Source organism: Bifidobacterium pluvialisilvae (genome assembly GCF_019331695.1).
GTDB classification, from domain to species: domain Bacteria; phylum Actinomycetota; class Actinomycetes; order Actinomycetales; family Bifidobacteriaceae; genus Galliscardovia; species Galliscardovia pluvialisilvae.
The window spans coordinates 63,278-76,433 of the sequence record NZ_JAHBBI010000006.1; the positions used below are offsets into that span (position 1 = coordinate 63,278).

The following is a 13,156-nucleotide window of genomic DNA, read 5'->3' on the forward strand; positions in this document are numbered from 1 at the left end:
TATAAACAATGTGACCGGGCATACCCGTGCCCGGTCACATTGCACGACCCCGGTCACACGGCATGCACACCTACTGCGCGGACTCCCCGGCCAAACGCCGCTTCACGAAATCGCCGAGCAGCTGCGGGGTCACGCCGTCCCAGGTCTCGATGCACGCGAACTGCGGGCCGTTCTTCGACGGCGGGTTGTCGGAACGGATGTAGCCGGTCAATGCGATGGTGGTCGCGCCGGCCGCGGCCGCCGACTGCAGCCCGACCAGGGAATCCTCCAACGCCACGCATTGCTCGATCTCACCGGGCACGGCGATGCCGAGCTTGGCGGCCGCGGCCAGATACGGCGCGGGATTCGGCTTCTTCTCCTTCACGTCGTCGCCGCACACATACGTGGTGAACACGCCTTCGGGCGCCTGTGCGATGGCCGACTCCGCCATGGCGCGCGGCGACGCCGTGACCAGCACGTTCGGCACGCCGGCCGCATGCAACGCCGACACCACGTCGAGGGCGCCGGGAATCCACGGCATATGCTCCATCTCACGCTTGGCGACATACGCGATGATGCCTTCGGTGAGCTCCTCCACACCGAGCTTCGTGCCGCGCTCGATCATCTTGCGCGCCACGTTCGGCACCGGCGTGCCGGTGACCGCCCAGCCCATCTCCTCGCTCCAGTCGCCGCCATACTGCTCGGCATACCACAGCTCGGCCTCATGCCAGATCGGCTCCGAATCGATGAGCGTGCCGTCCATATCCCAAAACACGGCGCGAGGCAGCACGCCGTCATACGTCGTCGTCAGAATCGTCATAATCCAACTCTAAAAAACAGCCCCAACAAACCCCGGATGAAATCCCGACACACCCCGACGAACGCCGACGCCGGACCGGCCGGCACGGTATGCCACGCCGCACCCGTGCCGTACACTGGAATCACAGTGAGCGAAGGGGGTCATCATGGGATTGTTCGGCAACGGCAAGGGCAATGACGGCGACCACGACGCCAACGGCGGTTCGGACGGCTACGTCTCCCCGTTCGACGACCAGTCGGATTACGTCAATATCAACAACTCCTCATATACGAGCACGCATGACGACGGCAACGCCACCATCAACGCCAACAGCCATGGTTACGGCAACGTCAATATCAACGCCGGGAAACGCGGCAACGCCACCAAACGGCCCCCGTCGAGTGCCGATGCGGCACTGCGCGGCAACGCCCGGTACCGCTCCAACGCAGGCGGCACCGGCACCGGCATCAACGCCAACGCCGAAGGCCACGGCGGCAACATCAGCACCCCCATGCAACGCGCCTCGGCCCCGACCGCAGCGAAGCGCAAGCACCCCATCCGCATCATCCGCAATCTCATCATCGTCATCGTCGTACTGTATCTGTTCACCGACGTGTTCTCCGGCATCGGACGGCTGCTCGGCATCGGCGGCGGCAGCAGCCGTTCCGGCACCTCGTCATCCACATCGTCGTATATGCCGCCGAAGACGACGAAACCCATCACGTACAAAATCCTCGACCGCACCGGCAACCTCACGTATCTCGAACAGTCCGACAAGACGCTCAGCGCCGATTTCACCATCGTCTCCGCCCAGCGCGGCCCGAAGAGCTGCAACGGGCAGAACACCGTGCTCGTGAAATACGAGGCGAAGAACACGTCGAAAACCGACATCGACATGCAGTCGTACCTGTCGTTCGACGTCTACGATTCCGGCATCGGACTGCGGCATATCGGCTGCTTCGCGGGAGGCGACCCGGACGGCTACGACTTCTCCGACACGATGCGGAAGATCGCCCCCGGCTCCTCGCTGGGGTTCATGCAGGCGTACGAGCTGCGCAATAACACCGACACGTTGTTCGACGTACGCATCGCCAACCACGCGCGCAACACGCCGACGTCGATCGGCGCCTCGTTCACGCTGCCCAAGGATTCCAAGGCCACCGACGTGACCAAGCCCGGCAGTGTCGTCAAACCCGACATGCCGCAGGGCTTTACGTTGGGTATGACGCGGCTGACCGGCGCATCGTACCGGTCCGATGACATTCTCGGCGCCGGACGGCAGGTGGATATCAAGGCGGTGCGGGCCGTCAAGGGGCCAAAGACCTACAAGGGCGTCGACACGGTGATCGTGACGTACCAGTGGGTCAACCGCACGCCGATACCGTTGGAATTCACCGACGCCGTGACATCGACGGCCTATCAGGACGGCGTGGAACTCAAGCCGACCGTGTTCTCGGACCCGTTCGCCGGCTATTCGGTGGCGACGCGCGACGCGCCGGTGATGGAGGACGTGCCGATGACCACGACGATGGCGTACGAGCTGCGCAACGGCTCGCAGCCGGTGACGACGTCCGTCAAAGGGTACGCCGGTCTCGACGGCAAGACGCTGAAGAAGGAGTTTTCGCTGGAGTAGGGCGGAATGGGGCGGTAGGGCGGAATGGGGCGGAGCGTCCAAGAGGAGATCGACTACCCCTCAGTCCGCCTTCGGCGGCCAGCTCCCCTGACAAGGGGAGCCCCTGCGGGAGCCCCGCCCACGCCATCACTCCCCTCCGCACACTAGGAGCCCCTGCGGGAGCCGCCCCATACTGTCATCCTGAGGAACGTCCCGTATTGTCATCCTGAGCGAACGCCCCTTACTGTCATCCTGAGCGAGGCGCAGCCGAGCCGAAGGATCTCCCCTCCGTCCAAACCGCCTCGACAGATTCTTCGGCTACGGCCTACGGCCTCCGCTCAGAATGACATGGGAAACCCCAATCAGTCTCCGCTCAGAATGACATGAGGAGCTCGCTAGCCCCGCTTTTTCGGGCGGTTCTTGCGGAGGATGTCGATGACGATCCACACCGACAGTAGGAACGCCACCACATACCCCATGAATCCGATGACGGGGATGCCAAAGATCACCGGCTTCATGCCGGCGTAGTACACGATGGACGATCCGACGAACAGGCCGACGACGATCAGCGCCATCGTCAGCCTGTCGACCATATAGCTCAGCTGACGTATCGGCTCCTCGGAACCGACCATCTCCACGTTGGCCTTGAGCTGACCGCGGGTCAGCATCCGTGCGGCGGTGCGGGCCTCGGCGAGCGCGCCCAACGTGCCGTGCAGCGCCTTCTGCCCTTCGATGGCCAGCGTCTTCGTCTCCTCCTTGGCGGCGGAGCGCAGTCCGCGTGTGTTGGCGATATGCGCGGTGATGATGGCGATCATGTCGGTGTCGGGGAGGAATTCGTCGAGCACGCCTTCGAGGGTGACGAGGCCGCGCGCCACGGTCGTGACGATGCCGGGCAGTTCCACGTGGTGCTTGCGCGAGAGCTGCACGAGCGCGGTGACGAACGCGCCGATGTCGAGGTCCTGGAGGCTGACGGTGCCGAAGTCCTGCACGATGGCGTCGAGGTCGGACAGCAGGCCGGGATAGTTGACCTCGGTGGTGTCGGATGGGCCGGCGAAGCGGAGGAACGCCTCGGCGAGGGCGGGCGAGTCCTGCTTGCCGACGGCGAAGATGATGTCCTGGAGGATGGACCGTGTGCGTGCGGAGAGACGGCCGGTCATGCCGAGGTCGATCATGACGATCTGCCCGTCGCGGATGATGATGTTGCCGGGGTGGGGGTCGGCGTGGAAGAAGCCTTCGTCGAGCACCTGGGCGGCGTAGTTGTCGACGAGCTTGTTGCCGATCTCCTCCAGCGAGTATCCGGCGGCGACGAGCTGGTCGGGGTGCGCGACGGATATGCCTTCGACGTAGTCCATGACGACCACGTGTTCGGTGCACAGGTTGATGTAGGGCTTGGGGCAGTCCATGTACTTGTAGTCCTTGGCGAATTCGCGGAAGTCCACGAGGTTGCGGGCCTCGATGAGGAAGTTCGTTTCGGACTGGAAGCTTTCCCAAAGCTCCTCGATCACGCCGTTGAGGTCGATGATCTGGGCGGATTTGATGTATTTCGTGGCGCGGCGGGAGACGGACCGCATGATGTCGATGTCCTGCGCCATGGTCTCGCGCACGCCGGGACGCTGCACCTTGACGGCCACGTCCTCGCCGGTGACGAGCCTGGCGCGATGCACCTGCGCGAGCGACGCCGATCCGAGCGGCGTGCGGTCGATGGATTCGAAGACCTGGTCGACGGGGCGGTGGTATTCGTGGGCCAGCGTGTCGAGCACGGTCTCGTAGGGGATGGGGTCGGCGTCGGCGCGGAGTTTGGCGAGTTCGTCGCAGAATTCCTGGGGGAGGATCTCGCTGCGCATGGAGAGGTTCTGGCCGACCTTGACGAAGGTGGGGCCGAGCGCCTCGAACATGAGGCGCATTTTCACGGGCGTCACGCCGTGGAAGATGTCGAACTGCCGGGCGATGCCGAAGATTTCGGCGAGGCGGTGGAGGCGGCCCTTGCGCGTGAGATGGTATTGTTCGGCGAACGTGGGCCGTTTGGGACCGAACAGGCCGATGGTGTGTTCGGCGGCGGCCTCGTCGTGTTCCTCGCTGACGGGCGTGCCGGAGATGGCGTCGAGCACCTGGTCGTCGGTGAGCAACGGGTCGTTGGGGGCGTCGGTGACGGGCGGCGTGACCGGCGTGGCGTTGTCGTTATCGGACGGTGCGCCGCCCGTCGTCGAGGTCACCGTATGCGTCTCCTTCGTCTCCAATGCCATAGTTCACCCATGATAGTCGGCTGTGTATCCCGAGCGGAGCCGCACACCCGCCCGGCTTGACATACGTATCGCCGGGTTTATTCGGCCTGCTTGTCGTCGTCGGCGCCGGCGGATTCGGCCGGCGCATCGGTCGGGGCGGCCGCGTCGGGCGTGGCCTCGCCGTCGCCCGTGGCCGTCTCCGAAGCGGCCGCGGCGGCCTCCTTCGCGGCCTTTTCGGCCTTGATGGTCTCGGCGAGCGCGGCGACCCTGGCCACGTAGGCGGCGCGCTCCTCGTCGCTCATCACGGTGAGCCGGGCCTTGAGCGCGGCCTCCTTCACATCGTCCACGGTCTCGCGGGCCTTCGCGGCGGCGTCCTGCGCGCCGGAGAGCGCGTCCTTGGCGGCGCCCTGGGCCTTGCGGCTGAGTTCGGAGTTCAGCACCTTGCCCTGGTCGACGGTCAGTTCGCCCTTTTTCACGAGGTCGTCGACGATCTGCTGGCCCTTTTCGGCACCGGTGGCCACGGCGCCCACGCCGGCCAGGAAGATCGTACGCAGTCCCTCACCCAGATCGTTGAAGTTGAAATCAGCCATGATGTCGCTCCTTCACGTCGTTTTCGGCGGCGTCCGCAGGCGTTGCGGCCTGCGACCGGCGGCGGTAGGGCCGGAGGATGACGCCGTCGCCATCGTCTCCAACTTTACCGCAGCGAAACGGTGCGTTTGCGGACACTCGGGCCGGTTTTGTCGAATCTGACCGGATACGTATGCGTGACCGGGCACAGTTACGTGACCGGGCACGGCTGCACCCGGTCACACGTTCAACAAAACGTTGCAATTGCAAGGGTTTGACGACACCGTGACCGGGCACGGGTATACCCGGTCACACGATGCCGCACCCAGTCACGCCGCGCATGCGCCCTTACCGCGGTCGGCTGGCGGCCACGCGCCGCGCCTCCTCGGCGAACCGCCCCAACCGGTCGAGCTCCTCCCGCGCCGCATCGTCCACATGCGGCTCGAACGCGCCGTAGCGTCGTTCGGCCGCCTTGGCGATCAGGAAGTCCGCGATCTTCGGGTTCTTCGGCAGCAGCGAACCGTGCATGTACGTGCCGATGACGTTGTGCACGCGCGCGCCCTCGGTGTGGTCCTCGCCGTTGTTGCCGCGCCCCTCGGCGTTCACGTGCCCGAGCGGCGCCACGCCCTCGCGCAGGAACGTCTGCCCGGAGTGGTTCTCGTATCCGATGACGTCGCCGAAGTCGCTGGAGTGCTCCACGAGGTTGCCTATCATGCGCACGCCCTGGCCGACCGTGTACGCGCCGATCACGCCGATGCCGTCGAGCCGCTTGCCGTCGGACGTCTCGAAGTATTCGCCGAACAGCTGGTACATGCCGCAGATCATGAGCATCGGCACGCCGTCCTCGGCGAGCGAGCGCAGCAGGTCGGCGCGGGTGAAGAAGTCGTCGATGATCTTGCCCTGGCCGCTGTCCTGCCCGCCGCCGCCGAGGATCATGTCGACGCGTTCGGGCCATGCGTCGCCCTGGTTGTAGTAGTGCATCACCGGCTCGTATCCGTACAACGCGAGCCGCCTACGGATGACGAGCACGTTGCCCGAGTCGCCGTAGATGTTCATGTCGTTCGGATACAGGCTCATCACGTCGATGGGACGACGTTCCGTTGCCGTCGTTTCGTTCGTCATCATCAGCTCCTTCGTTCCCGCTATTCGCGTCCCACGCCGGCGTCGGCGACCGTGGTCAGATGGCCGAGGTGCGCGCGGACCTTCAGCATGGACGTGTACGTGCAGTAGATGCGCTTGGGGCGGCCGGCGTCCCTGGCGAGGAACGCGTCCACGGCGGCGTCGATGTCGGGGTTCACGTCGCCGACCGCGACCTCGTCGTAGCCGAGGCGCAGCGCCATGTCCCATGCGCGCACGCCGGAGACCATGCCGACGCCGGTGCCGCGCAGGCCGGTGAAGTCGACGTCCCACAGCCAGCTCATGTCGCGGCCGTCGGCGTATTCGTCGTTGATGACGATCATCGTGTCGTGGCCGGCCGGGTCGAACGACGTGAGCGACAGTCGGAAGCCCATCGGGTTCTTGACGAGGAGGAGTTCGACGTCCGTGCCGTTGACGTCGATGGATTCGCCGCGGCCGAACGCGGGCGTGACCTCGGCGACGGCGGCGATGAGGTCGTCGTCGGTCGGATGGATGTCCTTCGCGATGACGCCGGACGCGTCGATGGCGTCGGCCGCGACCGCGCGGACGACGGCGAGCGCCGCGGCCGCGTTGAACAGGTTGTAGACGCCTTCGAGGCGCACGTTGGTGGAGTAGACGCGGCCGTCCATGAGGAAGTCGGCGTGATGGTCGCCGACCTTGGTGAGCGTCACGTCGGCGGGCAGGGCGTCGTTGGCAGGTCGGCCGGCGTCAGCGCCACCATCGCCGACGTCCGTCTTGTGCATGTCGTCGTCGGTGGGGAAGAACGAACGCAGGTCGTCGGAGAGTCCGAAATAATAGACGCCGGTATGGTCGGGCACGACGTCGGCGAGGCGTGCGATGCGCGGGTCCTCGCGGTTGAGCACGACGGTGCCGGTCGTGGTCTCCGCCACGTGGCTGAGCAGGCGGGCGGTGTTGTCGATTTCGCCGAAGCGGTCGAGCTGGTCGCGCATCACGTTGAGCAGCAGCGCATAGCGCGGCCTGACCTGGCGGACGAAATGCACGGCGTAGGCCTCGTCGAGTTCGAGCACGGCGATGTCGGCGTCGAGCCGGCCGCCCATGGAGACCTCGGTGAGCAGCGCGGAGACGACGCCGCGCGTGAAGTTCGATCCGGTGGGGTTGGTGAACACCCTGAGTCCGAGGCTGCGCAGCATGGAGGCGACCATGCGCGTGGTGGTGGTCTTGCCGTTGGTGCCGGAGACCAATACCACGCCGAGCGGCAGCTGCGCGAGCGTGCGCGCGAGGAAGCCCGGATCCACCTGTTCCACGACCTTGCCGGGGAACGCGCTGCCGCCGTGCTTGAGCAGTCGCGACAGCGCGCGCACGCCCTTGCCTATGGCGGGCGTGGCGAACGCGTTCCACGGTTTGCGCGGGGCCGCGGTGCGCTTCACATCGACGTCGTCGGCCGCGAGTCCGGCCTGACCATTGCTTTTCACCATCTCATGCCTTTCCGATTCGCCACCACCATAGCAAGCCGAGGTCACACGCCCTGCTGCATGTCCTGCGGCATGTCCTGGAAGCGGGAGTTCGCGCCGAGGAACGCCAGGTTGAACGTGTCGGTCGGACCGTTGCGGTGCTTCGCCATGATGATGTCGGCCTCGCCCGGACGGTCCTCCTTGTCGTAGAAGTCGGGCCTGTGCACGAGGAACACCACGTCGGCGTCCTGCTCGATGGAGCCGGATTCTCGCAGGTCGGAGAGCTGCGGCTTCTTGTCGTTGCGCATCTCGGGGCCACGGTTGAGCTGCGAGAGGGCCACGACCGGCACCTCAAGCTCCTTGGCGAGCAGTTTCAGCGCTCGCGAGAATTCGGAGACCTCCTGCTGTCGGCTTTCGACGGCCTTGCCGGAGCTCATGAGCTGCAGGTAGTCGATGACGACGAGCTTGAGGTCGTTGGTCTGCTTGAGACGGCGGCATTTCGCGCGGATCTCCATGAGACTCATGTTGGGCGAGTCGTCGATGAACAGCGGCGCGTCCTTGAGCGTGCCCCAGAAGTTGTTGAGCGTGTTCCACCGTTCCGGTGTGATTTCGTCGGCGCGGCGCAGCGCGCCCAGCGGGATGTTGGTCTCGGCGGAGATGATGCGCTGCGCGAGTTCCGTCTTGCTCATCTCCAGGGAGAACACGACGGTGGTCAGATGCTCGTGGAGCGCCGCGTGCCGTGCGAAGTCGATGCCGAGCGTGGACTTGCCCATGGCGGGTCGGCCGGCCACGACGATCATCTGGCCGGGCTGGAGGCCCTGCGTCACGTTGTCGATGTCGCGGAATCCGGTTTTGACGCCGGTGTTGATGAGGCCGTTCTGCAGGGCGTCGAGCTGGTTGAGGGCGTCTTCGACGACGGGTCCGATGGCCTGATAATCCTGCCGTACCTTGCCGACGCTCATCTCGTAGACCTCGGCCTGGGCGAGGTTCACGATGTCCTCGGCCTGCGAGCCTTCGGCCGAGTATCCCATCTGCGCGATCTTCGTGCCGGCGGCGATCACGTTGCGCAGGATGGCGCGCTGATGCACGATGTCGGCGTAATACGTGGCGTTGGCGGCGGTGGGCACCGAGGCGACGAGGCTGTGCAGATAGTCCGCGCCGCCGACCTTGTCGAGGTTGCCTTCCTTGAGCAGTTCGTTGGCCACGAGCACCGCGTCCACCGGCTGCGAGGCGGAGAACAGGGTGATGATGGCGTCGTAGACGGTCTGGTGCTTCGGCTGGTAGAAGTCGGTGACGTCGATCATCTGGCTGACTTCGCCGATGGCGTCCTTGCTCATGAGCATGCCGCCGAGCACGGCCATTTCGGCGTTGTCGTCGTGCGGTGGGATGCGGTCGAAGATGGGGTCGCGGTCGGCGTGCGATCCCCCGTCGCCGCCGCGTTCGTTCCTCTCAAACGTCTGTTCTGCCATGGTCCCGATGGTAATGCGGCCGCGGCGGTTCCATCGGCCGCCGCCGCATACCCACAAACGAACATCACACGACGCCGGCGTGGATGCCGGCGGATATCGTTGGATACGCCGCCGGATATCGCGAATTCCCGGCACATGCACTTTTGCGGCATGCATGATTGTTGCCATGCAACGTAGTGGATGATGGATACGGCAGACATTTCATACTGCAAACAACGGTTCGGGGAGTGAACGATGCCGATGTTGTGTTTACCCTGCCGTAACTTCGTTGTGGAGAAATCCCCAGTCATACCCATGGTTATCCACATGATGTGGATAAAAAAGTTGAGTTATTCACATTTTAGGCGTGTTGCCGTGGATAACACCCGAAGTTTTCCACATACTGGGGATAACCATGTGGAAAACTTGGGGATAATCCACTGGGGATGATTCGCTGAGTTGACAACTCACTACGTACCGTATATAGGACAGCTACGCCAAAACCTAACATTATTCATGTTCGTTTTGATGGTCGTTGTTGCCAACTGATAAACCGTTATGGACAGCGATGAAGGAACAGGGACGAAGCAACCAGCATGATGAAGGAGACGGCATGACGACGCAAGGCGAGACGGACGACGAAACGACCCGCGACGATACGGCGAACGAGACGCGGGGCGCCACCGCACGCCGGCTCGCGGCATTGGCGATTCCGACGTTCGGCCAGCTCATCGCCGAGCCGACGTTCATCCTCATCGACACCGCCATCGTCGGGCATATCGGCGACGCGGCGCTTGCCGGGCTTTCCATCGGATCGACCATCATCCTCACGGCCGTGGGACTGTGCATCTTCCTCGCCTATTCGACCACCGCGCAGGTGGCCCATCTGCTCGGGGCCGGACGGCGGCGCGAAGGATTGCAGGCCGGCATCGACGGACTCTGGTTGGCGCTGCTCATCGGCGTGGTATTGGGCATCGGCCTGTTCGCGGGCGCGGAACCGTTGTGCCGGGCGCTTGGCGGGCAGGGCGCGGTGCTCGACCAGGCCGTGCGGTATACGCGGGCCGTGGTGCTCGGCGCCCCCGGCATGTTGCTCGTGTACGCGGCGAACGGCATCTTCCGAGGATTGCAGAAGGTGCGAATCACCTTGGTGGCGGCAGTATCCGGTGCGGTGGTGAACACGGTGCTGGAGCTGCTGTTCGTCATCGTGTTCGGCTGGGGCATCACCGGTTCGGGCGCGGCCACACTGATCGCACAATGGTTCATGGGGCTGTTTCTGGTGGTGCCGGCGGTGATGTGGTCTCGCGCCGATGGGGTGAGCCTACGGCCGCAATTGGCGGGAATCATGGCGGCGGGAGGCGACGGACTGCCGCTGTTCGTCCGCACGCTGGCCATCCGCGTGGCCATGGTGATGACGGTGGCGAGCGCCGCCCGCATGGGCACGCACGTGCTCGCCGGGTTCCAGGCTGTGAACTCGTCATGGAACTTCGCGATGAACGTGCTGGATTCCGTGGGCATCGCCGGCCAGACGCTGGTGGGTGCGGCGCTCGGTGCAAGGAATCGCCGCCGGGCGCGCGAGCTCACCCGGGCGACGGGTGCCGCGGGACTGGTCGTCGGCACCGTGCTCGGCCTGGCGTTCGCGGGCGTGGGCCTGTTCGCCGGGCGTTTCTTCTCCCCCAGTCCGGCGATTCAGCTGCTCACGGCCGTCGGCATGGTGACGATGGGCCTGTTCTTCCCGCTGCAGGGTTGGATGATGGCGCTGGACGGCATTCTCATCGGCGCACGTGATTTCCGGTATCTTGCGGCCACGTGCACGGCCACGGCGGTCGTGTATGTGGCGGCGCTGTTCGCGGTCGTGCGGTTCGTGGTGCCGGCATTGCCCGGAGATGTGGCGCGCACGGCGGTGTTGTGGCTGGCGTTCAACGTGGTGCTCATGGGCGGGCGCGGCCTGGCGAACGGCCTACGCGCCCGCGGCACCGCGTGGATGCGGTGAGAGGGCGGTGGGTTTTTGAAATGTCCGGCCTACTCCCCCGCCCCCGCTGGCGGGGGCTGGCCGCCGCAGGCGGACTGGGGGTGGTTGGACACCAACTCAGCTTCCCGGCCTGCTCCCCCGCCTAGGCCTTGTCTCTGGCCCGTACCGCGTCGGCGCGGGCGGCGGAGTACATGGCGCCGACGAGGGACGCCCGCCACTTCGACCACCCGTATTTCTTGGTGATCTGCTCGCCGGCCGTGGCGCCGAGCGATGAACCGTCGGCCCGCGTGAGGTCGAACAGCATGTCGAGCATGAGCGGGTCGTTGCCCAACCGTTCGGCCAGTTCGGCCGTGGCCGCCTCGTCGTCGGGGCTTTTCGTGGTGGCGAACTCGGAAAGCGTCAGATGCTCGCGTACGAGCGTCGTCACCATGGCGATGGTCTTCTCGTCGAACATCATGCGTTTCATGATGGCCGGCACGTGGCGCGCGCCTTCGGCCGCATGGTCGCTGATGCGCGGCCGCTTGCCGATGTCGTGCAGGATGCCGGCCATGAGCAGCACGGTGTAGTGTTCGTCGTCGTAGCGTTCGCCGGTCGGCGCGGTGCGGCCGAGTCGCGACACCACTTCGACCATGTGCCGGTCGATGGTGTACCGGTGCGCGGCCGAGGCGGACGGACGGTTGCGGATGCCCAGCCATTCGGGGATGAGCCGTCCGGGGATGTCGACGAAGTCGAGCTCCTCCCACGTGCGCAGCAGCGCCGGCCCGGTGGCGAGCAGCCGGACGAATCGGTCGCGAGATTCGGGCAGCCATGCGGTGTCGCGCAATGCGCAGCGTTTGATGTTCGTCAACGTGCCGGGGGCGATGGGCAGGTCGTTTTCGGCGGCGGCCACGGCCACGCGCAGGGCGAGCGTGCGGTCCTTCGTCGGGTCGGCGCCGGGCGCGAGCACGGCCTCGCCCTCATGCTTGGCGACGCCCTGGGCGATGATGTCGAAGCGCGGGGCCTCGCGCCGTCCGCCGCCGCGCGGCTGGAAGATCTGGAAGAACGAGAACCGCGGCTGCTCATGGGTGAGCGAATGCGCGGCACGCGAAGCCGTGGAGTCGAGGGCGAACGCGATGCGGCGGCCGTATCGGGCGAGCACGGTCTGCATGTTCTCGATGGATTCGCCGTCGCGCTGGTCCGGGTCGGGAATCGTCGGGTCGCTCAGGCCCATCATCTTCGCCACCTTGACCTGATAGGCGGGCAACAGCATGTTGGTGTCCTTGTTGGCGGCCAGGTGGATGCAGTCACGGGCGTCGAGCAGATGTTCGACGGCATCGTCGTAGCTGCCGTGCGGCCTGTCGGCCAGCCATGAGGTCGCCAATGCGGAGACGAGCACGGTGTCGCGCAGGCCGCCGCGCGCCTCCTTGATATCGGGCTGGTTCAGATACGGCAGTTGGCCGAACCGGTCGAAGCGTTCCTTGGCGGAGTCGGTGAGTTCGGGCAGTCGCTTGCGTGCGGCCTTGCGCCATCGTTCGAGAATCGAGTCGGCGGTCGCGCGGATGAGGTCGGTGTCGCCTGCGACGGGCAGCACGTCAAGCCAGCCCATCGCGGCGGGCAGGTCGGAGTCGGTCACGGCCTCGCACTGCTGCCGCGTACGGACGGAATGGTCGAGGTCGAGTCCGGAATCCCAGAGCGGATACCAGAGCTTGTCGGCCAGTTTGGTCACGTTGGCGTCGGATATGGCGTGGGAGTCGTAGATGATGACGAGGTCGAGGTCGGAACAGGGGCCGATCTGGCGGCGGGCCAGCGATCCGACGGCAGCGAGTCCGACGCCGTGGTCGGGAGCGTCCGCACCCATGGATTCAAGGGCGTCGGACCAGAGCTGACGTAATGATTCGAGGACGATGTCGACGCGTTTGGCGCGTTTCTCCGCGCCGTTGCGGTATACGCCGTCGTCATCCGGCTGGCTGACGGCGACCAGTTTGGCTTTGAGACCATCCACTGCAGAGGTCATTATGTTGTCCGTTTCTTC

The 13,156-nt window shown here is 65.4% G+C and carries 9 protein-coding genes; 2 read left to right on the plus strand and 7 right to left on the minus strand.

The annotated features are described in order from the left end of the window. Nucleotides 1–70: 70 nt before the first annotated feature. On the minus strand, nucleotides 71–799 hold the full coding sequence (locus KIH77_RS06155) for an HAD family hydrolase (protein WP_219100224.1): 729 nt from the start codon (nucleotides 797–799) through the stop codon (nucleotides 71–73). A gap of 145 nt (nucleotides 800–944) precedes the next feature. On the opposite strand from KIH77_RS06155, the gene KIH77_RS06160 reads away from it, so the two are divergent. After that, the gene (locus tag KIH77_RS06160) at nucleotides 945–2,411 is read left to right on the plus strand and encodes a DUF5067 domain-containing protein (protein ID WP_219100225.1); all 1,467 of its coding nucleotides are present in this window, start codon (nucleotides 945–947) and stop codon (nucleotides 2,409–2,411) included. Nucleotides 2,412–2,785: 374 nt separating this feature from the next. Here the strand turns inward: KIH77_RS06160 and KIH77_RS06165 are convergent, their stop codons facing one another. From KIH77_RS06165 to dnaB, 5 genes are all read right to left on the minus strand, one after another. Continuing rightward, entirely contained in the window at nucleotides 2,786–4,633 is a 1,848-nt protein-coding gene (locus KIH77_RS06165) for an ABC1 kinase family protein (RefSeq protein ID WP_219100226.1), read from the minus strand. A 77-nt stretch (nucleotides 4,634–4,710) separates the two neighbouring features. Beyond that, nucleotides 4,711–5,202 carry a phasin family protein gene (locus KIH77_RS06170; RefSeq protein ID WP_219100227.1) on the minus strand — a complete coding sequence of 164 codons (492 nt, stop codon included), beginning with the start codon at nucleotides 5,200–5,202 and terminating at the stop codon, nucleotides 4,711–4,713. A gap of 325 nt (nucleotides 5,203–5,527) precedes the next feature. Next, the gene (locus tag KIH77_RS06175) at nucleotides 5,528–6,301 is read right to left on the minus strand and encodes a type 1 glutamine amidotransferase (RefSeq protein WP_219100265.1); all 774 of its coding nucleotides are present in this window, start codon (nucleotides 6,299–6,301) and stop codon (nucleotides 5,528–5,530) included. Between the two features lie 20 nt (nucleotides 6,302–6,321). Continuing rightward, on the minus strand, nucleotides 6,322–7,752 hold the full coding sequence (locus KIH77_RS06180; protein ID WP_219100228.1) for a Mur ligase family protein: 1,431 nt from the start codon (nucleotides 7,750–7,752) through the stop codon (nucleotides 6,322–6,324). Nucleotides 7,753–7,793: 41 nt separating this feature from the next. Further along, entirely contained in the window at nucleotides 7,794–9,197 is a 1,404-nt protein-coding gene (gene dnaB / locus KIH77_RS06185; protein WP_219100229.1) for a replicative DNA helicase, read from the minus strand. 592 nt (nucleotides 9,198–9,789) lie between these two features. Between dnaB and KIH77_RS06190 the strand changes: the two genes are divergently transcribed. After that, nucleotides 9,790–11,166 carry an MATE family efflux transporter gene (locus KIH77_RS06190; protein ID WP_219100230.1) on the plus strand — a complete coding sequence of 459 codons (1,377 nt, stop codon included), beginning with the start codon at nucleotides 9,790–9,792 and terminating at the stop codon, nucleotides 11,164–11,166. Nucleotides 11,167–11,287: 121 nt separating this feature from the next. Here the strand turns inward: KIH77_RS06190 and KIH77_RS06195 are convergent, their stop codons facing one another. Continuing rightward, complete coding sequence (locus KIH77_RS06195; RefSeq protein WP_219100231.1) at nucleotides 11,288–13,138, minus strand: [protein-PII] uridylyltransferase family protein; 1,851 nt, start codon at nucleotides 13,136–13,138, stop codon at nucleotides 11,288–11,290. Nucleotides 13,139–13,156: the final 18 nt, after the last annotated feature.

Coding starts and splice junctions, on each gene's coding strand:
- KIH77_RS06155 (WP_219100224.1), bottom strand. CDS start 799: ATGACGATTCTGACGACGACGTATGACGGCGTGCTGCCTCGCGCCGTG.
- KIH77_RS06160 (WP_219100225.1), top strand. CDS start 945: ATGGGATTGTTCGGCAACGGCAAGGGCAATGACGGCGACCACGACGCC.
- KIH77_RS06165 (WP_219100226.1), bottom strand. CDS start 4,633: ATGGCATTGGAGACGAAGGAGACGCATACGGTGACCTCGACGACGGGC.
- KIH77_RS06170 (WP_219100227.1), bottom strand. CDS start 5,202: ATGGCTGATTTCAACTTCAACGATCTGGGTGAGGGACTGCGTACGATC.
- KIH77_RS06175 (WP_219100265.1), bottom strand. CDS start 6,301: ATGACGAACGAAACGACGGCAACGGAACGTCGTCCCATCGACGTGATG.
- KIH77_RS06180 (WP_219100228.1), bottom strand. CDS start 7,752: ATGGTGAAAAGCAATGGTCAGGCCGGACTCGCGGCCGACGACGTCGAT.
- dnaB (WP_219100229.1), bottom strand. CDS start 9,197: ATGGCAGAACAGACGTTTGAGAGGAACGAACGCGGCGGCGACGGGGGA.
- KIH77_RS06190 (WP_219100230.1), top strand. CDS start 9,790: ATGACGACGCAAGGCGAGACGGACGACGAAACGACCCGCGACGATACG.
- KIH77_RS06195 (WP_219100231.1), bottom strand. CDS start 13,138: ATGACCTCTGCAGTGGATGGTCTCAAAGCCAAACTGGTCGCCGTCAGC.